Annotated in this window: 17 protein-coding genes; 5 read left to right on the forward strand and 12 right to left on the reverse strand. The window is 37.7% G+C overall.

Features of this window, described 5'->3' with window-relative positions:
* Window positions 1-16: 16 nt before the first annotated feature.
* From JEM65_RS00005 to JEM65_RS00015, 3 genes are all read right to left on the reverse strand, one after another.
* A complete protein-coding gene (locus JEM65_RS00005) occupies window positions 17-1,114 on the reverse strand; it encodes a DUF2851 family protein (RefSeq protein ID WP_199596471.1) in 1,098 nt (365 codons plus the stop codon).
* 92 nt (window positions 1,115-1,206) lie between these two features.
* Window positions 1,207-1,389 carry a CPXCG motif-containing cysteine-rich protein gene (locus JEM65_RS00010; protein ID WP_199596472.1) on the reverse strand — a complete coding sequence of 61 codons (183 nt, stop codon included), beginning with the start codon at window positions 1,387-1,389 and terminating at the stop codon, window positions 1,207-1,209.
* Window positions 1,390-1,395: 6 nt separating this feature from the next.
* On the reverse strand, window positions 1,396-3,303 hold the full coding sequence (locus JEM65_RS00015; RefSeq protein WP_199596672.1) for an ABC-F family ATP-binding cassette domain-containing protein: 1,908 nt from the start codon (window positions 3,301-3,303) through the stop codon (window positions 1,396-1,398).
* 83 nt (window positions 3,304-3,386) lie between these two features.
* Between JEM65_RS00015 and JEM65_RS00020 the strand changes: the two genes are divergently transcribed.
* Window positions 3,387-3,779 carry a DUF983 domain-containing protein gene (locus JEM65_RS00020; protein WP_199596473.1) on the forward strand — a complete coding sequence of 131 codons (393 nt, stop codon included), beginning with the start codon at window positions 3,387-3,389 and terminating at the stop codon, window positions 3,777-3,779.
* A 52-nt stretch (window positions 3,780-3,831) separates the two neighbouring features.
* On the opposite strand, the gene JEM65_RS00025 is transcribed toward JEM65_RS00020, so the two are convergent.
* The 9 genes from JEM65_RS00025 to JEM65_RS00065 all read right to left on the reverse strand — a co-directional run bounded on the left by JEM65_RS00025 (window position 3,832) and on the right by JEM65_RS00065 (window position 15,711).
* Complete coding sequence (locus JEM65_RS00025) at window positions 3,832-4,878, reverse strand: NAD(P)/FAD-dependent oxidoreductase (protein ID WP_199596474.1); 1,047 nt, start codon at window positions 4,876-4,878, stop codon at window positions 3,832-3,834.
* Window positions 4,879-5,001: 123 nt separating this feature from the next.
* On the reverse strand, window positions 5,002-5,901 hold the full coding sequence (gene gldN / locus JEM65_RS00030) for a gliding motility protein GldN (protein WP_199596476.1): 900 nt from the start codon (window positions 5,899-5,901) through the stop codon (window positions 5,002-5,004).
* Between the two features lie 66 nt (window positions 5,902-5,967).
* The gene (gldM, locus tag JEM65_RS00035; protein ID WP_199596477.1) at window positions 5,968-7,512 is read right to left on the reverse strand and encodes a gliding motility protein GldM; all 1,545 of its coding nucleotides are present in this window, start codon (window positions 7,510-7,512) and stop codon (window positions 5,968-5,970) included.
* Between the two features lie 51 nt (window positions 7,513-7,563).
* Window positions 7,564-8,187, reverse strand: a complete 624-nt coding sequence (gene gldL, locus JEM65_RS00040; RefSeq protein WP_199596478.1) for a gliding motility protein GldL — start codon at window positions 8,185-8,187, stop codon at window positions 7,564-7,566.
* 57 nt (window positions 8,188-8,244) lie between these two features.
* The gene (gene gldK, locus JEM65_RS00045; RefSeq protein WP_199596673.1) at window positions 8,245-9,615 is read right to left on the reverse strand and encodes a gliding motility lipoprotein GldK; all 1,371 of its coding nucleotides are present in this window, start codon (window positions 9,613-9,615) and stop codon (window positions 8,245-8,247) included.
* Window positions 9,616-9,786: 171 nt separating this feature from the next.
* Window positions 9,787-10,953: a formimidoylglutamase gene (locus JEM65_RS00050; RefSeq protein ID WP_199596479.1), complete on the reverse strand. Its 1,167-nt coding sequence runs from the start codon at window positions 10,951-10,953 to the stop codon at window positions 9,787-9,789.
* Between the two features lie 3 nt (window positions 10,954-10,956).
* Window positions 10,957-13,473, reverse strand: a complete 2,517-nt coding sequence (gene topA, locus JEM65_RS00055) for a type I DNA topoisomerase (protein WP_199596481.1) — start codon at window positions 13,471-13,473, stop codon at window positions 10,957-10,959.
* A 151-nt stretch (window positions 13,474-13,624) separates the two neighbouring features.
* Window positions 13,625-14,854 (reverse strand): LVIVD repeat-containing protein, encoded by a 1,230-nt coding sequence (locus tag JEM65_RS00060; RefSeq protein WP_199596483.1) that lies wholly within the window; start codon window positions 14,852-14,854, stop codon window positions 13,625-13,627.
* Between the two features lie 74 nt (window positions 14,855-14,928).
* A complete protein-coding gene (locus JEM65_RS00065; RefSeq protein ID WP_199596485.1) occupies window positions 14,929-15,711 on the reverse strand; it encodes a hypothetical protein in 783 nt (260 codons plus the stop codon).
* 166 nt (window positions 15,712-15,877) lie between these two features.
* Here JEM65_RS00065 and miaB point away from each other — a divergent pair, with 166 nt between their 5' ends.
* The 4 genes from miaB (at window position 15,878) to JEM65_RS00085 (ending at window position 20,150) form a co-directional block, all read left to right on the forward strand.
* Window positions 15,878-17,323: a tRNA (N6-isopentenyl adenosine(37)-C2)-methylthiotransferase MiaB gene (gene miaB, locus JEM65_RS00070; RefSeq protein ID WP_199596487.1), complete on the forward strand. Its 1,446-nt coding sequence runs from the start codon at window positions 15,878-15,880 to the stop codon at window positions 17,321-17,323.
* Window positions 17,324-17,393: 70 nt separating this feature from the next.
* Entirely contained in the window at window positions 17,394-18,662 is a 1,269-nt protein-coding gene (locus tag JEM65_RS00075; RefSeq protein ID WP_199596488.1) for a sigma-54 interaction domain-containing protein, read from the forward strand.
* A gap of 24 nt (window positions 18,663-18,686) precedes the next feature.
* Window positions 18,687-19,193 (forward strand): LPS assembly lipoprotein LptE, encoded by a 507-nt coding sequence (lptE, locus tag JEM65_RS00080; protein WP_199596489.1) that lies wholly within the window; start codon window positions 18,687-18,689, stop codon window positions 19,191-19,193.
* Between the two features lie 9 nt (window positions 19,194-19,202).
* Window positions 19,203-20,150: a tetratricopeptide repeat protein gene (locus JEM65_RS00085; protein WP_199596490.1), complete on the forward strand. Its 948-nt coding sequence runs from the start codon at window positions 19,203-19,205 to the stop codon at window positions 20,148-20,150.

Raw genomic sequence — 20,150 nt, forward strand, 5'->3', positions numbered from 1 at the left:
TAGATAGGCTGAATAGTTACATATTATGTTCCGTTGGATTCTTTCCTTGATATTTTAAAAAACAAAACCTTAGCGGTAATACCGTATTGATCAAAAGCAGATCTATAAAATTAGTGGTTAGCAGTTTCCTGGAACCTTTGGATATTTTCTCGAAAGTAAAATGCGTGTCCCAAAATTCAGATGTGCCCACTTGAAAAAGTGCGTACAAATCCTCTAGCGTTTCTGCAGCCATCACTTTAGTGAAGAAATTAGGATGTTGATGGTATAACATGGCCAATTGAGAAAGCCTAATGGTCGGGAAATTTGGTGGTCGTAATCTAAAAAACTGCAGCGGTATGACGTTAGTATTGGAGAGATTGAATTTTTGCTTTATAAATTGATATTCCTTTACCAAACTCAAATAATACCCATTTTGCACATCTTTTTCCAAAACGCCTACCTGTCCAAAAAATAAAGCTTCCAACTGTAGGGGTTGGGATTGTAGTTTTCTGACCATTGAAAAATCGAATGACTTCGCCATACTCAAAAAAGCATCACCGTTTACCTTGAGTCCGAAGTTTTTGGCCAGAAGCATAAACAACACCGCTTCCCAATCATTTTTTGTTGTCTCCAACATCGCTTCTATGGCATTCGACTTTCTTTCAAGCCGTTCAATATACAGGCGTTCTAACCAATTGTACATTAAAAAATCATCCGTATCAGCAAAATCCGATTCGCAATTGATCCATTTATGCGGTGTCATCAATAGCCTTTGATAATTCTTAAATACATTTTTGTGGATGATCAGTTTTAATTCTAGAGTTGGAATTACGGAATTATCCTTCCGAAAGATGTCTGTATCATGTTCATAGACTACATGTAAGATCACATTATCATAGGCAGCATCTACTTCGTGGTTGTGCACATACCAATCACTGGATTTGAGATGTATTTCTACAGTTCCCACCCATACCTGTTGGTCAATTTGGAGTTGTGCATTAAAAAAATCCGGGCCGCCATTGAGATTGGGAAGGCCATTATGGCGCAATGTGATTGATTCACCACGGGTAGTCTGTAACTGTGTGGTGTCAAACTTTTTAAACTGCCATATATAATGAAGAAAAGCCTCTTGCATACCTTTAAAATTAAGATATTTGAGGCTTGCTTTTACATCCTTGACAAAAAAAAATTTAAGGAACAAAAAGAGCCTAAAAACACTAGCAAGTGCTATTGCTCAATACTTTGGGCATTAAAATAATCTACTGTATTACTACTAATGCTTACGGATATTTGGATAGGATTGCAGCACACTTCGCAGTCTTCTACATAGCTTTGCTGTGGGACAGAATAATCTATGAGCATTGAAATCTCTTCCCAACAGTAAGGGCATTGAAAAAAATGTTCTTCCATAGCTTTTTAACTTACCTCTTCAAGCTCTTCCTGAATGGTTTCCCACTCTTTCATTAAATTGGCAAGTTTTTCCTTTTTACCTTTATAGCGTTCAAAAAACTTTGGGTCAGCGCTGGTTTTATCATAGTCTGTTGCAAGGGCTGCATCCATAGCTTTGATTTCCTTTTCATGTTGGCTAACTTTAGCCTCCACATTGCTCAACCTATTATTTAACGATTTTAACTTCTTCTGATCTTCGTAGGTTTGTTTATTGGTTTCTTTAGGAGTTTCCTTCACCACATCGCGCTTTTCAATCTCTCTCAAGTTTTCAACGTTACGCTGGTCTAAATAAAAGTCAATATCTCCTAAATATTCTTTAATGCGTTGATCTTTGAACTCATACACACTCTTGGTCAAACCTTGAAGAAAATCCCTGTCGTGAGATACTAAAATTAATGTACCTTCAAATCTTGTCAGCGCTTCCTTTAAAACGTTTTTAGATTTTATATCCAAGTGATTGGTAGGCTCATCCATAACCAACACGTTAAACGGTTGCAATAACAGTTTTGCCAAGGCCAGACGGTTACGTTCACCCCCTGAAAGCACTCTTACATATTTATCAGCTTCTTCACCTCTAAAGAGAAAGGATCCCAAAATATCACGGACTTTACTCCTGTTTTTTTCATTGGCAGCGTCAATCATCGTGTCTAAAACGGTTTTGTTTCCGTCTAGATATTCTGCCTGATTTTGTGCAAAATAACCGATTTGCACATTGTGACCAAGTTTTAAATGCCCTTCGTATTTTAATTCGCCCACTATAATTTTTGCCAAAGTAGATTTTCCTTGTCCGTTTTGACCAACAAAGGCAATCTTGCTGCCACGTTCTACATTAAGGTGAATATTCTTCAGTACCTGTAAATCGGCATACCGTTTAGAAATATGCTCTGCTTCAACCACTACTTTACCAGGCATTACTGATACCGGAAAATTTAGTGTCATCACACTATTGTCATCTTCATCAACCTCAATTCGATCCATACGATCCAATTTCTTAATGAGGGATTGTGCCATGGTTGCTTTAGACGCTTTTGCCCTAAACTTTTCAATCAACTTTTCAGTTTGCTCGATCTGCTTCTGCTGATTTTTTTGCGATGCCAATTGCTGTGTTTTAAGTTCATTACGCAGCACCAAATATTCAGAATATGCTTTTTTGTAATCGTAAATTCTTCCAAGGGAAATTTCAATCGTACGATTGGTCACATTATCCAAGAACATTTTATCATGAGAAACGATCACCACAGCACCAATATAATTCTTTAGAAAACCCTCAAGCCAAATGATAGATTCAATATCTAAGTGATTGGTAGGCTCATCCAAAAGTAGGATGTCATTATTTTGAAGCAATAATTTAGCGAGTTCAATACGCATACGCCATCCCCCAGAAAACGTATCGGTCAGTTTATCAAAATCTGCGCGCTTAAAACCTAAACCCTGAAGAATTTTTTCCGTTTCACCTTGGTAGTTATATCCGCCAACAATTTCATATTGGTGTTGGAATTCGCTCAAATCGACCATCAGTTGATGGTAAAAATCACTTTCATAATCTGTACGCTCTACCAATTGCTCATTGATATGCTCAATTTTTGCCTCTAGTTCTTTAATCTCTTTGAAAGCTTCATAAGCTTCTTCCAGTACTGTCCTTCCTAAAACAAAATCGATATCCTGTTTTAAAAAGCCAATGCTTAAATTTTTATCGGCAGCAATTTGTCCAGAATCTGGTTCTATTTCTTTGGACAGGATTTTGAGCATGGTAGATTTTCCCGCACCATTTTTTCCGATCAAGCCAATTCTGTCGCCAGCGCCGAGTCTAAAAGTGATGTCTTCAAAAAGGTACTCGCCCTGAAATGAAATAGAAAGATTATGTATATTGAGCATTATTGTAAGGATTGTCACAAAACATTGATTTTAAAAATCTTAATTTTGTATTTTATTAGAAAATGCAAAAGTAAACATTATCCATGATAAATAAAGGAAGTAAATTGTATAGTATTTTTACGGGCGCCTGTCCCAAATGTCACGAAGAATCCATGTACTATAATCCGAACCCCTATGCCCTGGCTGATACACTGAAAATTCGTGAAAAATGCTCCAATTGCCAGACTAAATATCGCATGGAACCCTCGTTCTTTTTCGGCTCTATGTACGTTAGTTACGGGCTTGGCGTTGCGTTTTCGGTTGCTGCCTTCATCATTAGCTTTCTCTTTTTTGGCTCTAGCTTAATGACTGCATTTATTGTCATTATTATAACTCTGATTGTTTTCATGCCCATAATTATGCGCTTATCCCGAAATATTTGGATCAACATGTTTATGAGTTATGACAAAAATCTAGCTAAAAAACAAGTCAATTAGGGAAAGTGAGCCCCTCTTTATATCTTGTAAAGAAGATAGAGATGACCCAATTCTAAACTTTAAAGCGCTTAATATCGATTTCCGTTTCTAAAGGAGCATCCTGTTCGAGATGTTGAAATAGCTGTTTTGCTACATACGGTCCAATCATCACGCCACGTGTGCCCAAACCATTTAATAGAGCCATATTACTGTGTTCTGGATGTCTGCCCACCAGAGGCCTCCTATCTTTAACTGTAGGCCGGATGCCTGCAACTTGATGGACCACTTCATAATCACAACTGATCAATTCATTTAATTTATCAAGGAGTTCGGTTTTTGCTTCTTGAGTAATGTCATGGGTCTTGTCTTCCCAATTGTAAGTGGCACCAACGGAATAACAATCGTCCAACTCAGGAACAAGAAAAACAGACGATTTTAAAATGAATTCCATTTTGAGGTTGGGGGCTTTAATCGTTAGCACTTCTCCTTTTGCGACATTTAAGGGAAGATTCTTAAAAAACGGGTTGTGTACCATTCCAAATCCTTCAGCAAATACGATGTACTTTGCAGTAATGTTTTTATAGGTTATTGAGGTTTCATCAAAAGCTAGCGCCGCATAATCAAAGCGTTCATTAATATAATTATTGATGGTCTTTAAAAACAATTTATAATGTTTGAGCAATGTAGAAGTGTCAATCCTGCCGGTCTCCAAAACTTTTCCAAAACCATAAGGTGCGTCTATTGCAGCGTTTGAATTGGTAATGACTTGCGCATGTAGGTAATTTTCCAATATGGGTTTATCAGAAGCATTGAACCACTCGTTTTGTTCTTCAATGGATGCGAATCGTCTATAAACCGGAAGTTTATAATCTAATTTAACACCTAATAATTTTTCAAGGTGTTCATAAAACGGGGTGAGCATTTCTAACTGCTCTTGGGCTTTCCATACGCCCGTAAAGCGTTTTAGAATGACCGGATTGTATAAGCCTGCGGCAACGATTGACGATTGCTGTGACTGATCATCAAACACCACAAACGATTTGTCATGCGCTCTTAGCTCTTCGCAAAAGGACACACCTGCCAATCCGCAACCTACAATGATATAATCCACGTCTTTCATACTTACAAATGTACTATTCTTAATTGTAATTCATTAAGAAAAACATCCAAGGAATTAGAATGACCTTCTAAAATAAAAAACGCCCACTTAAAAAGTGAGCGTTGTAATAATAAAATGCCTTAATTAATAAGACCACATGTCTTGTTCAAAATCTCTAATCTTATCTTTAATACGATCAGATTCCATCAGTTGCATTAAAGCGTTGTCAGCTACATATTCCTTAACTTCTCTGTCTCCAAATACGTTTTCTTCTTTGTACATGTAGCCATTAAAGCGGCGTGAATTTAACAAATGGTCATACGAAAATGGCGTGGAGCTATTTTGATTATTAAAGGCTTTAGCCTCGTGCAACACATTTCTTACTTCTGGATAGAATACCCAAAACAAGGCAATAGGTTCCTTATTGGCTTCGTCTTCAGAATCAATAAAGTTGACATCTGCGGCAGCCGGAGCAATACCTAACAGTCTGTACTTCAATTCGCCTTGACGCTTGTCAAAATACCATAAGCCTTTTATAAGGTAAGCACTGATATCATAAGATTGAATGTCTCTTTTAATAATGTACTCTGGAGACACGAACCCTTCTGAGTTGTACTGTTGGTACCCAATATCTAAAGTGTCAGTTTTTGACATGATCGATTGGATATCTCTTGGATTACGCTTTGTGGTAAAATAAGAATCATCATAGACGTTTTTAATAGTTCCGTCTCTTACATTTTTCCACAACACGTCAAATAAAGAACGTCTGTTTGATCCGATATTATTTGTATCAACAGGGTAATAGAGCGGAAAATTGACGCGTTCATCAAGTACTATTTTTTCCCATGTCATTTTTGAAAACATGATATCTCTATCATCAACATAACCGTATTCAAGCGGCTTGTCGTTATCCATAGCCTTTTGAGCTTCAGATTTTACACCAATTTCTTCCGGTGTTTTAGCATTGAGCAGATTCGTTTGAGCAAATGAACTCACTACCAACCCCATACTTAAAACGGTTAATAAACAATATTTTAATTTCATCTTATTATTATTATTTGGGATATGACCTACATAGTTATGCAACGCTGCAACTGTACCAATAGTATATTAATTTGATATTTCTATAAATACTGGAGACGCTGGAAGTAGTTTTATACTGCTATTCCCTCTAATTTGTGATTTGATTTCAAAAATTTGTACCGCATCACCTCTTGATGCTTTACGAAGTGCGCTCTTGGCTTGATCATTCATTCTATTACCATTAACGGTAACAGTTGGCTGCCCAGGAACTTTAATTTTAAATGAGGTCACGTTGATATCAAGATCAAAATCAAAATCAAATAGTTTTGAATCAACAGTAGCGATTTCAACATTACTCTTCGGTAAACTCACATTATCTGGTTGTCCAGCAATTGTTCCTGATGGCTTTGGAATGTCCTTGATTCTAAACGTAGATCTGTCACTCACCTTAGTACCGTCAGGAAGTGATCCTGTAACACTAATAGTCACTTCTTTACCTGAACCAGGGTTCATAACATATTTTCCTGTTCCTGAACTCTTAGATAGACCCGGTGCAGAAGCATTCACATTATTATCCGGAACACCTGCAAAAGAGATGGTCATTGGATTAGCTACACCACGGTATACTACATTCATCTTATCTGCTGAAATGGTAGCAGAGTTTGGCTTAGGCACAACAGCGTATGTGCTTTTTACAGGGATACTAATAATTGAATCACCTTCCTTAAATTGGAATTCACCAACTATTTCTCTTTCTCCAACACCACCAGCAGGGAATTTTAACAGTGTTTTTCCTGCTTGCATTGCATCTGGAGATAACTCTCTTCCATTGATGACTACTTTATCAGCTCTTAAGGTTTGATCCTTTTTACCTAAGATGATGGTCCCCGTAAACTCTTCTCCAGAGAAGAATGCCGTTTTGTCCGGAATAACGATTGCATCAAAGTTTGTCAAAGAGGCCTCAATTTTAAGCTTACCTGCTAACATAGACGATAATACTTCAGACTCAGCAGTCTTAACGTCAGCTTGCATTTGCGTAAGCTTAGTTAATGACGCCACCATTGGAAATCCTTCAAAATGGTAGTTTAACCATCCTTTTGTAATGCCATCAGACGTCTTGACGTTTTCAGTCGCGAATTTCTTTTGGATATCTGCTTGGATGTCTTTGTTGTCTTCACCCAATACTTGAATCACACCTTCTCTATAGGTTTTGATTTGAGCTAAAAACTCTTGACCATCCTTAGAGATATTGTCACCATTAAACCATTTTTGATCGAGAAAATCGGTTCTGTCCATCTCCTCATATTTGGTTGGATCATCAACAGATTTCAATAAACCAGCTTTAACGCTTTCTAAATAGGCGTTGAAATCAGACGACAGTTTGTCGATGTCATCTGCTTTAGCTTTTAAGGGTTGGTATTTAGCGGGCTGTTCTTCAACCTTATCTGCTAAACCTTTCATAAATGCGGCGTTACGTACTGTTGCCGATTCATTAGAATCACTGATCCTTTCGTTCATTAACCCAAATGCTGAAAGCACTTCTTTGGACATATTTAGGGCCATCATTGCGATAAACACCAAATACATAAGGTTAATCATTTTTTGTCTTGGGGATAATTTTCCTCCTGCCATTCTAACTTAGTTTTTAGTTGTTGGTTTGATTAAATTGAACTAATAACTAAATTAGTTTCTGTTCATTGCAGAAAGCATTCCACCATATACACCGTTTAATGAAGATAGATTTGAAGCTAAAGATTTCATTTGCTCTTTAAGTTTCTCAGCATTTTCAACAGCTTCTTCGTTAATGGCAGCCTGACGACTTGCAGAATCCATTTGTACTTTATAAAGACTGTTTAACGATTCCATCTGTGCAGCCGCCAATGACATTTCTTCTCCGTATTTTTTTGTAGCAGCCATAGAATCTACCGTTGGGCTGATTCCTTTTGCAGCACCTTCAAAGTTTTTGATACTATTACCTAAACTTGCCATAAGCTCGCCATCAATCTTAGCATCTTTAAGCAATTCATCTAATTTTTTAGACAAAAGACTTTCAGCATCTTTAGGCTGCTCTTTTTTTCGGTCTATCATTTGACCACCTGCTAATTCAGGATATACCAATGACCAATCTAAATCACTATCAACTGGTTCAAATGCTGATATTGTAAATACTAAGGCTTCTGTTACCAGGCCCAAAATTAGCATTTCGTTTCCAAAAGGCCAATGCATGATTTTAAAAAGTGCACCAAGGATTACAACTGCGGCACCTAAGCCGTAAATCATGTTCATTACTTTCTTATTGATTGTCATAATGTTTGTGTTTTGTTAAGTTTGATTTAAGTAGATTAATATTTAGATTTGGTTGTATTAATTAGCGTTGGTTGCTGCATTTGCAGTAATATCTGTACCCATATAATCTTGTACAGTTCTAAATCCGATATAGCTTCTTGCAGAATCTGCATACTCATAATCTCTAGAACTTACTTGTAAAAAGTAGGCAACATCTTTCCATGAGCCTCCACGTACCACTTTACGCTGATTGTTAGGATCATTGACATTTGGGTTAATGGTGGACATATATTCATAGGATGCTGGATCATAAGAACCATTTACCCATTCTGAAACGTTACCCGCCATATTATATAAATTGTAATCATTAGGCTCATAAGATTTGGCCTCAACGGTATACAGTGCCATATCTGCAGCGTAGTCTCCACGTAACGGCTTAAAATTGGCTAAGAAACAGCCTCGATCATTTTTAGCATAAGGTCCGCCCCAAGGAAATGTAGCACCTTGCAGTCCGCCTCTTGCAGCATACTCCCATTCCGCTTCAGATGGCAATCTAAAAGAATTGACATTTTGCTTACCTCTACTCTTTTGATCAGAATTCTTGTATAAAGTCCTCCATTTTGTAAAAGCATTAGCTTGTTTCCAAGACACACCAACTACAGGGTATTCTCCATAAGCATCGTGCCAGAAGTAATCATTGTGCATTGGCTCGTTATAAGAGTAAGCGAAATCTCTAATCCACGCGGTAGTATCAGGATAAATTTGAACCTCTTCAGTAACCAAAACGTCTTTACGTTTTAAGTCTCTGTTTTTAGCCGCCTTTTCAATATCCATATAGGTATATTGAAACTTAAATTTCTTAACATCCCAAGTACGCTGACCATTATAGGATTCTTCCATTGATAAATACATGGTATCCATAACCTCGGCATAATATTCGTCTGGATATTTACTGGTATCAAAAATCAGCTTCACATCTTTATTGAGTTTGCGGCCTTCATAACCAGTAGGACCTAAACCACTATAGTTATCATACATGTATTTTTCATATACAGTCATGTTATCAGGATCTGAATCTTTAAATGCAAATTCTCCAGTACCTCCATCACCAGGAGTCAATCCGTATTCATCAGCCATAATGGCTAACCTTGTTCTGATTGTAGAATCTCTTACCCAGTTCACAAACTGACGGTACTCACTATTGGTGATTTCAGTTTCATCCATATAAAAGGCTCTAACTGTAGCGGTTTTGGTTGGAGCATCTTGTATGCCAGCTAAATCATCATCAGATTTACCCATAATGAAAGATCCACCAGGTACCAGGGTCATTCCATAGGGCTTTTCAGGATGCCAATTGTTCCCTTTAACTCCCACCAGTTCTCCTCTGTCTCCAGAGTTACAACTAGCCAATAGAGCTAAAACAGCCGTTAATAAAGCGAACTTCTTCATATTCATATAAACTCGAGGTTAAATTATTTACTCTTAAATGTTCAGTTTCTGTTTTTTGAGGCAGTAAACATATCTATATATTTTCAAAAAAACAATATTTTTTTTACTTTTATTGCATTTCATCCCAAAAAGCAAGCATTTCATCGATTAACAAAATGTTAACGAAAGGACTCAATAACTATTCTTTTTATAAGCTTTAAACCATCTTTCAGGGATTTTACCTTGTGTGGCCTCTGTGTAATCTTGATGCGTGCAAGGTAATAACGTGTGCTTTTTCAATTTATTATTGACGTCAGGTAAAAAAGGAATTTCAATCCACCAGCGTCCCGTCTTGTTACTCTTATAAAAAATCAGGTCATCATCATCTATTAAAACGTTGAATTTTTGGTAGTTTACAGGGTCGCCCAAAACATTTTCATTAACGCGACAATTAACACCTTCTATAAAATACCACATGATTTGCGCCACAAGCATTGCCGTGACATGATCATCTTCTGACTGTTGATATTCATAGATCCCAAATGAGGATACTTTATTGCTAATTCCCGCATATCTCGCGATAGCGCAAATTTCCTTTCCGTCTAAACCGTTGGGCGAATATTTTTGCTTCTTAGCGACTTCTGAAGCTTTAACCGCTTTTAAATCCACACTCACAATATGAGCATCTCTCATCACAGGCTCTACAATATTGATGGCGTTAGACACCTCTCCTAAACGATACGCTTCAAAATAAAGTTTTTCCATAAGGTCTATCTCTTCTTGTGAATTGAAATAGGTTTGATACCCAATGGTTGAATAGTTGAACAGATTATAGGGTTGTTCCAAAATAATCTTCCCTAAATAACTGTTGTTTTTGATAGGTAACGTTGAATCTCCCAAATCAAAGTTACTGTCCACATTGACCACATTTACCATAGGGCAAATACTGTCATAGGCTCTATAATTAGGATACGTCAAATCCTGACTCCCGCCTAAAATGACAGGAATGATCTTCTTTTCGAGTAAAATAGTGATGGTGGTCCTTAATGCAAAATAGGTATCCTCAACGCTATCGCCCTTAAGAATGTCACCCAAATCTGCTATATTGGTGTGCCAATTGCCTGGAAATAAATTATAGAAAACGGTTCTTATGGTATCCAACTGCACATCAGAACCCATATAATTGATATCATTCCTGTTTTCAAGAACCCCGATAATGGCAACTTTCACATTGTCAAGATCTGGAATTCCATGCGCTTTAGAATGTAGTTTCAATTTCTTACCTAAGGCCTGTGGCAACAACAGCTCTTTATGAGCCATAACGGCATCAGAGACTGGGGACAAAAAGTTAAACGTCATGAATTATTTCTTTTTTGCAGTTGCAGTTTTTTTAGTCGGTTTTTTCTTGGTGGCTTTTTTGGCTGCTTTTTTCTTCGGTGCTTTGGCTTCAATCATGGCTTTGGCCTTTTCTAAAGTAAATTCAGACACATCCACAGATTTGTCCAATTCTATTTTAGTCTTGCCTTTCACTATATTATGTCTGCCCCAACGCGCTTTTTCTATACGGATGCCTTCGTCTTCCCAATTGTGAATCACCTTGTCTATTTCTTTCTGAATTTTATCTTCGATCAATTGTACGATATCATCGTCGGATAGATTATCCCAATCATACTTTTTGTTGACGTTAATAAACATATCGTTCCATTTTATGAACGGACCAAAACGACCTTTACCTTTTTGAACCGGCAAATCTTTATACATATATATAGGTGCGTCTGCTTTTTCTTTTTCTTTGATTAGCTCAATAGCAACATCAAGCTCAACATTTAACGCTTCCATTCCTTTTGGAAGGGACACAAACTTATCGCCATACTTTACATAAGGTCCAAAACGACCATTATTGACTTCAACGTCTTCGTCTTTATAAGCTCCTAATAATTTTGGAAGCTGGAAGAGATCCATGGCCTCTTCATAAGTAATGGTGTTTAATTGTTGGTCTGGAGACAAACTAGCAAACAAAGGTTTTTCTTCATCATCAACCGTTCCTATTTGGACCATAGCACCAAATTTGCCCAAACGCACACTGACCTGACGTCCGGTTTTTGGATCTTTCCCCAACACCCGCTCACCAGATTCACGCTCTGCATTTTCTTGTACATCTTCTACCTGAGGATGAAAATCTTTGTAGAAATTCTTCATCATGTCCGTCCAATTCTCCTTGCCTTCTGCTATCTCATCAAAATCGGCTTCTACTTTCGCGGTGAAATTATAATCTAAAATACTTTCAAAATGATTCACCAAAAAGTCAGTCACAATCATACCAATATCCGTTGGCACTAATTTCCCTTTGTCTGAACCGACCTTTTCAGTCAATTCTTTATCTTTTACGTTGCCGCTTTTTAAAGTCAGTTGCGTATAGTTGCGCTCTACACCTTCAATAGTTCCTTTTTCAACATAATTTCTGTTCTGAATGGTTGAAATTGTTGGCGCATAGGTAGATGGACGTCCAATACCCAATTCTTCCAATTGTTTTACCAAAGATGCTTCCGTATATCTATATGGTGGACGTGTGTAACGTTCTGTAGCGGTAATGTAAGAGTTGAGCAGCGTTTCATTGGTGCGCATTGCAGGCAACATGCCCTCTTGCTCAGAATCTTCATCATCAGTACCTTCTAAATAGACTTTTAAAAATCCATCAAAAGTAATGACCTCTCCGTTGGCCGTAAACAATTCTTTATGTGTTGATGCGCTAATTTTAACGTTGGTACGTTCCAATTCAGCTTCACTCATTTGTGAGGCAATGGCACGTTTCCAGATCAAATCATACAGTCTTGCCTGATCTCTATCCATAGCAACGTTATGTACAGAAAAATCAGTAGGTCTTATGGCCTCATGCGCTTCTTGAGCACCTTTGCTTTTACCTTTATAGTTACGTGGTTTGCTGTATTTTTTACCGAACGCCTCACTGATCTCTGCTTGCGCCCCTTTACGGGCGTCATCAGATAAGTTGACACTATCGGTTCTCATATAGGTAATCAAACCAGCTTCATACAAACGTTGCGCCATAGTCATCGTTTTCGAGACTGAAAAATAGAGTTTACGCGCTGCCTCTTGTTGTAATGTTGAGGTTGTAAATGGTGCTGCTGGCGATTTTTTAGCCGGCTTTTTATCTAAATCGGCTACTTTAAAAGAAGCAGTAGCATTCGATTCTAAAAATTTATAAGCTTCCTCTTTGGTGGCGAAGTTTTTAGGAAGCTTCGCTTTGAAGGTCTGTCCTTCTTCATTAGAAAATTCAGCATCTATTCTATAAGATGCTTCTGGTGTAAACCCTTGTATATCGCGTTCACGTTCTACAATAAGCCGTACAGATACAGACTGTACACGCCCTGCTGAAAGTCCGCCTTTTACCTTACGCCATAAAACAGGAGACAATTCATACCCCACTATTCTATCCAGCACACGACGTGCCTGTTGGGCATCTACTAAATTGTAATCAATATCCCGCGGATTTTCAATAGCCTTAAGGATGGCTGTTTTAGTAATCTCATGAAAAACAATCCGTTTTGTTTTCGCTTTATCCAATTTTAAAGTCTCTGCCAAGTGCCAAGCAATAGCCTCACCCTCACGATCCTCATCACTTGCCAACCAAACCATATCGGCTTTTTTTGCTAAGTCTTTCAGTTTTTTTACAACGGCTTTTTTATCTTTAGAAACTTCGTATTTCGGTTTAAAATCGCCATCAACATCTACCCCCAATTCTTTGGAAGGCAAATCGGCAATATGTCCAAAACTGGACTCTACCTTAAACTCCTTTCCTAAAAATTTTTCAATAGTTTTAGCCTTCGCAGGGGACTCAACAATTACTAAGTTCTTCGCCATATCAGATATTTTGTGGCTGCAAATGTATATGAAAAAAAATAATTCAACCTAATTTAAAAATTTTAAGCGTATTTATCTGCAGTTTAACGGGTGGCCTTAACGACCAAAAAAAGCCTGAATATTCAGGCTTCTGAGAAGTATAATGGGTGTTTTAATTTAATGCGTAAGTACTTATTAAATTAAGAGCCTCATTGTTATAATCATATTGATAAAGCGCATTTTCACCTATCATTAAAAGACTATTCTTTAAAGGGATCACATCTATGGCATGAATATCAGAAAAGGTCTGGGTTTGCTGCAAACTTAATGGATTGGTCTTATCAAAAACTTTTAAACCAGAAGTACCGTCACATATAAATAGATTATTACCCTTAAACCCCAACCCATAAGGATTATCCAACACATGTCTTGCTACCAATGTAGGATTCGTTTTGTCAGCAATATCTATAACCTCCAGCACACTTTCTAGTTGACCACAGGCATTGCCACCTCTTAAGGTAAGGTATGCATAATTGCCATCCACCACTACAGGATCACAGCCTTCCCAATGCACAAATTCTGAAACATACTCAGGCACTGCAGGGTTTTCCAAACTGTAAATATACATGCCATTGGTGCCTCCAAGATATAAATAGTTGTCTGCATAAAACATAGTTTCAATATTCCAACCTGAATATTGAGTGCTCTCAAATGTAGGATTTGCCAAATTGGAGATATTGAAAATTGACAGTTCTGAAGAACCTACCGTATACAAATACGCATCGTTAATTTGAAAACGGGCCAATGAACCTCCAACACCCACACCTGAACCTTCTCCTGATCCTGAAAAGGCCGCATCATTAAGCATTAACCGGCTATTATCCACAATCTCTCGACGTTCTTGTACAATTTGCCAACTGATAACGACGTTGTTGTCAAAATCATAATTACCAAAATCAGCGTATTCTGCCTCACTAGGAATCCGGTAATCATAGACTGAAAATACGTCTTCCAACCGATCAACAACTTGCACATTTGCTATATCTGAAATATCAAAAACAACTAAATCCGTAGCGCTATCAGCATAGAGGTAGTTGTTTTTTATAGAAATATCTTCGTTTCCTGGGATCTTCAAATAAGCCGCTGGCTGTGGTGCTGTAGGATTAGAATTGTCAATCACATGAATTCCCTTAAAGGCTTCTGAAATAAAGATAAAGTCGCCATAGGCATAAATTTTACCTGCAGTAATTGAAGGTTTTGCAGCTTGAACCTCAACCGACTTTCTAAATTCTGTTTTGGACATCATTTCCGGAACTGCCACTATTACAATTTCGTAATCGTTATCATCGTCATTACACGACAAAAGACAGACAAATGCTAATAGAAAAATGAATTGTTTCATAAGTGTTGGTTTTTAAGTAGATACCAGACTAGTATCACCTTACTTATAGATGCATCATTTAAAAAAAGGTTGCGTTAAAATACATCCCTTTTGCCAATTTGCTGCAATTCACTTTCATCGTCAAAGCCAATTGTTTCCTTATAAATGTAATAAATTGGATGAAACATAAACGGTGCTACAAACAAACCTCCTAAACCACAAGTGACCACCGTCAACAACATCATGAGTATATAAGACACTAGTAACAAACCAAATGTCAATCCCCATTTTTTATTTCCCAACCTAAAGCTTGAGCTAACAATAGAAGCTATAGACCATTGGGGGTTAAAAGCAAAAATAACTGCGAAAAATGAGAGCGGTACCATGACATAAATAAGCGGGAGGTAAAAGGCCAAGGCCGCTGGGATAGCAATCAGGATGGTCACCAACATTAGCATCAATAACTTACCAAAGTAATCTCCTTTCATAAAGTAAAATAAATCTGAAGTGCGCACCTCTCCGCCACTATCTAAGGTTCTCAACATTCTAAAAAACGCCGCGTTGAATGCCACCTGAATGGCAGCCACAACTAAAATCCCCACCATAAATATCAATCCATACACTACAGAGAATCCAGCAAAAAGACCGTTCATATTATTAGGGTCAAAATCTCCAGTTTCTGATTGCGCTAACATTGCAACAATCAGTGGTACATAGATAACGAGAAAGAAGGGCATCATCAAAATCATGACAAACAATTGCATCAAAAACCCCTGTAACCAGCTTTTCTTGAACAGCTCAATAGATTGGTTAAAAATAGTCCCAAAATCTAAAGCTCTTGCATTATCTAGTTTGGACTGGAATTCTACTGGTGTCATTCTTTAGGTTTTAAGGTGGTTCAACTTCAAAGAAACCATAATTTTTTAACATAATCAAAACATTTTTAAACACTGTCACTTTGTCACAATCATTAAAATAATCATATCTTTGCAGCTGCCTTTTAACAGGGGCACAAAATTCAACGACTGACGTTTCAAGAACCCTATGGAGAAAATTATTGACGAAAGCAAACAAGGAGAATCTCTCGTACTCGAACCGAAAAAAGAAAATACCCGAAAACTTTTTATTGAAAGTTATGGGTGTGCTATGAACTTTAGCGACAGTGAAATTGTGGCTTCCATCTTATTTAAGGAAGGTTACAATACCACTCAAAACTTAGAAGAGGCTGATTTGGTTTTGGTAAACACCTGTTCTATACGGGATAAAGCCGAACAAACCGTTCGTAAACGATTGGAAAAATACAATGCCGTAAAACGGATCAATCCGAAAATGAAAGTTGGAGTGTTGGGTTGTATGGCAGAACGCTTGAAAAGCAAATTTTTAGAGGAAGAAAAAATCGTCGACCTTGTTGTTGGTCCAGATGCTTATAAAGACCTCCCTAATTTGCTGGCAGAGGTTGATGAAGGTAGAGATGCCATTAACGTTATTTTGAGCAAAGACGAAACCTATGGCGACATTTCTCCGGTCCGATTAAACTCAAACGGTGTTTCTGCGTATGTCTCTATTACTCGGGGTTGCGACAATATGTGTACGTTTTGTGTGGTGCCGTTTACTCGTGGCCGTGAGCGTAGTAGAGACCCACAAAGTATTTTAGAAGAAATCAATGACCTTTGGGTCAGAGGCTACAAAGAGATCACGCTTTTAGGTCAAAATGTAGATAGTTATTTATGGTATGGCGGCGGACTCAAAAAAGATTTTGAAAAAGCTAGTGACCTCCAAAAAGCCACCGCCGTTAGTTTTTCTAATTTATTGGAATTATGTGCCAAGGCCTATCCCAAAATGCGCATCCGTTTTTCAACCTCCAATCCTCAAGATTTAACCTTAGATGTTATTGAAACAATGGCTCGGTTTAAAAATATTTGCGACCATATCCATTTGCCTGTGCAAAGTGGCAGCAATCGGATTTTGAAGGAAATGAACCGCCTGCATACCCGTGAACAATATTTTGAGCTCATAGATAATATTAGACGTATCCTTCCTAACTGTTCCATTTCTCAGGATATGATTACAGGTTTCCCAACTGAAACCGATGCAGACCATCAGGATACGCTGAGTCTGATGGATTATGTAAAATATAATTTCGGCTATATGTTTACCTATTCTGAACGTCCGGGAACTTTAGCGGAGCGCAAGTTGGAAGATGATGTTCCGGAAGAAGTTAAAAAACGACGTCTGGATGACATTGTCCAATTACAACGCCAACACAGTGAGTTCAGAACCAACGCATTTATGAATACTACGGTTGAGGTTTTGATTGAACGGGAATCTAAAAAATCTGATCAGCAATGGTCTGGAAGAACCTCACAAAATGTTGTAGCAGTTTTCCCTAAAGAACAATATAAGGTTGGCGATTTGGTAAACGTCAAAATCACAGATTGTACCAGTGCTACCCTAATTGGAGAAGTTACTGGGTACGCCATGAATGACTAAACAACAACAATTAGAGTCGAGACACTAACACGAGGTAATGCACCATTATTCATTCATAATTTTAATTTAAATGGAATCAATTCAAGCCGTAAAACAACGTTTTGGGATTATTGGGAATGACCCAAAACTTAACCGATCTATAGAAAAAGCCATTCAAGTTGCCCCAACAGATATCTCTGTATTGGTTACTGGAGAAAGCGGCGTTGGTAAAGAAAGCATCCCTAAAATTATTCATCAATTATCACATCGCAAGCACGGTAAATATATTGCCGTAAACTGTGGTGCCATCCCAGAGGGTACTATTGATAGTGAGCTTTTTGGTCATGAAAAAGGCGCGTTTACAGGCGCTACCCAAACCCGTGAAGGTTATTTTGAAGTGGCTGATGGTGGGACCATCTTCTTAGATGAAGTTGGAGAATTGCCCTTAACCACCCAAGTACGTTTGCTTCGTGTTTTGGAGAATGGCGAATTTATCAAAGTAGGGTCCAGTAAGGTACAAAAAACAAATGTGCGTATTGTGGCTGCTACTAACGTGAATATGTTTGAGGCCATCAAAAAGGAAAAATTTCGGGAAGATCTTTACTATCGATTGAGTACCATTGACATTCACTTACCGCCTTTGCGTGAGCGAAAAGAGGATATTCATTTGTTGTTTCGAAAATTTGCAAGCGATTTTGCGCTCAAATATAAAATGCCAACCATTAAATTAACAGAAGAAGCTGTAGAGGTGCTTCTGAAAAATAGATGGAATGGAAATATCCGTCAATTGCGAAATGCGGCCGAGCAAATCTCCGTATTGGAACAAACCAGAACGATTAACGCCGCAACTTTAAAAGCGTATTTACCAAATCATGCGGACAATTTGCCTGCGGTTATAAAGAACTCTAAAAGCGACAGTGATTTTAGCAGTGAGCGAGAAATTCTCTACAAAGTCCTTTTTGATATGAAGAGTGATTTGAACGATTTAAAGAAACTCACCATGGAACTGATGAAAAACGGAACCACTAATGACGTTCAAAAGAAAAACGAAGGCTTGATCCAGAAGATCTATGGCGATGAAGAAGATGAGGAAAATTATGAGGAGACCATTGAAGATTTAGAAGTCCTTTCGATTCCCGAAAAAATGAGCCAACTTTCAGATGCTATTGACGAATCCAACGATAAATATTATTTTGCAGAAGAAGTTGAAGAGGAAGAAACATTATCGCTCCATGACAAGGAACTGGAATTGATCAAAAAATCTCTGGAGCGTCATCAAGGAAAACGCAAACTGGCTGCCGCTGAGTTAGGCATTAGTGAACGTACCTTGTATAGAAAAATTAAGCAATATGATTTATAACCTGTCGTCATACAATAAACAGCAATGAAATATTTTAAAGTTTTAGCAATCGTATTAGGTCTTGGATTACTGTCAGGCTGTGGCAATTACGGATTTACAGGAATCTCCTTACCAGCAGGAACTACAACCTATCAGGTTAACTATTTCCAAAATGATGCACCGCTTATAGAACCAGGTTTGGAGCGTACCTTTACCAATTCATTAGCTGATCTTATTCAAAATCAAACCAGTTTACAATTGGTAACTTCAGGAGGCGACATCACCTATGAAGGCGAAATAACTGAGTATCGCATATCTCCAACCACAGCTACCGCTGATATTACCGCAGCACAAAACAGATTAACCATTGGCGTCCGTGTGCGTTTTTACGATAAAAACAATCCCGATGGTGACGTTAACCAAAATTTTTCGTTCTTTTATGACTATCCCGCGGCCGCCCAATTGGTAGGCGCTCAAAAAGATACGGCAATTACTGAAATCTTTGAACGGATTACACAAGATATTTTAAATGCTACTTTAGGCAAATGGTAACTTTATAACGTGAACACACAGGAATTTACATATTTACTTGGTCACCCTGAAGAACTGAATACGGTCCACACCACAAACGTTGGTGACATTGTAACACAATACCCTTATTTTCAAGCGGCAAGAGCCTTATATTTAAAAGGATTAAAAACCAAGGAAAGTTTCAACTACAATCAGGAACTGAGAATTACAGCCGCCTACACAACAGATAGAAGTATTTTATTCGATTTTATTACCTCAGAGGCCTTCAACCAAAATGAGATTTCTAAACTGATCAAACAAAACACTGAACTTTTAAAAAATATTGATGTTACGGACCCTGACGATATTTCTGTCAATAAACGTGTAATGTTAGATGATACTTTAAAACAACAAATCAAAGACAGTGATAAGGTTCTTGATCCCAAATTATTTGAAGAAAAGCCACGATCGTCCGCATTTGTAAAGGAACCTGACACGTCCATCATTGATGTGGATGTCAAAAATATTGAGTCTTCGCCAGAAGCACAATTACAAATTGGCAAACCCTTAGAGTTTGATAAAAACGAAACACACTCGTTTACCCAATGGTTAAAAATCACCAGTTTCAAACCCATTGAAAGAGAAACGGAAAGCCTTTCGACCAAAATCGAGACTCCGGAAAATACGGTAGTTCAGGAACCTAAAACGTCATCTGCTTTAGAAAAAAAATTGGATTTAATTGACAAGTTCATCACCACCAATCCAAAAATAGCACCAGTTAAAGACGTTAAACCATCAATCAACCTCGCTCAAACCCAACTGGTTCAGAATGATAGCTTTATGACAGAGACTTTGGCCCGTATCTATTTGGAGCAAAAAAACTATGAAAAAGCAATTCAATCATATAAAATTTTAATTTTGAAATATCCAGAAAAAAGTGGTTTCTTTGCAGACCAAATTAAAGCGGTAAAACAAATACAAGCAAATAATACCAAATAG

Source organism: Gelidibacter salicanalis (assembly GCF_016469035.1).
GTDB lineage: Bacteria > Bacteroidota > Bacteroidia > Flavobacteriales > Flavobacteriaceae > Gelidibacter > Gelidibacter salicanalis_A.

Excerpts from the sequence above, each read along its gene's own strand:
- JEM65_RS00005 (WP_199596471.1), bottom strand. The coding sequence starts at position 1,114 with ATGCAAGAGGCTTTTCTTCATTATATATGGCAGTTTAAAAAGTTTGAC.
- JEM65_RS00010 (WP_199596472.1), bottom strand. The coding sequence starts at position 1,389 with ATGGAAGAACATTTTTTTCAATGCCCTTACTGTTGGGAAGAGATTTCA.
- JEM65_RS00015 (WP_199596672.1), bottom strand. The coding sequence starts at position 3,303 with ATGCTCAATATACATAATCTTTCTATTTCATTTCAGGGCGAGTACCTT.
- JEM65_RS00020 (WP_199596473.1), top strand. The coding sequence starts at position 3,387 with ATGATAAATAAAGGAAGTAAATTGTATAGTATTTTTACGGGCGCCTGT.
- JEM65_RS00025 (WP_199596474.1), bottom strand. The coding sequence starts at position 4,878 with ATGAAAGACGTGGATTATATCATTGTAGGTTGCGGATTGGCAGGTGTG.
- gldN (WP_199596476.1), bottom strand. The coding sequence starts at position 5,901 with ATGAAATTAAAATATTGTTTATTAACCGTTTTAAGTATGGGGTTGGTA.
- gldM (WP_199596477.1), bottom strand. The coding sequence starts at position 7,512 with ATGGCAGGAGGAAAATTATCCCCAAGACAAAAAATGATTAACCTTATG.
- gldL (WP_199596478.1), bottom strand. The coding sequence starts at position 8,187 with ATGACAATCAATAAGAAAGTAATGAACATGATTTACGGCTTAGGTGCC.
- gldK (WP_199596673.1), bottom strand. The coding sequence starts at position 9,615 with ATGAAGAAGTTCGCTTTATTAACGGCTGTTTTAGCTCTATTGGCTAGT.
- JEM65_RS00050 (WP_199596479.1), bottom strand. The coding sequence starts at position 10,953 with ATGACGTTTAACTTTTTGTCCCCAGTCTCTGATGCCGTTATGGCTCAT.
- topA (WP_199596481.1), bottom strand. The coding sequence starts at position 13,473 with ATGGCGAAGAACTTAGTAATTGTTGAGTCCCCTGCGAAGGCTAAAACT.
- JEM65_RS00060 (WP_199596483.1), bottom strand. The coding sequence starts at position 14,854 with ATGAAACAATTCATTTTTCTATTAGCATTTGTCTGTCTTTTGTCGTGT.
- JEM65_RS00065 (WP_199596485.1), bottom strand. The coding sequence starts at position 15,711 with ATGACACCAGTAGAATTCCAGTCCAAACTAGATAATGCAAGAGCTTTA.
- miaB (WP_199596487.1), top strand. The coding sequence starts at position 15,878 with ATGGAGAAAATTATTGACGAAAGCAAACAAGGAGAATCTCTCGTACTC.
- JEM65_RS00075 (WP_199596488.1), top strand. The coding sequence starts at position 17,394 with ATGGAATCAATTCAAGCCGTAAAACAACGTTTTGGGATTATTGGGAAT.
- lptE (WP_199596489.1), top strand. The coding sequence starts at position 18,687 with ATGAAATATTTTAAAGTTTTAGCAATCGTATTAGGTCTTGGATTACTG.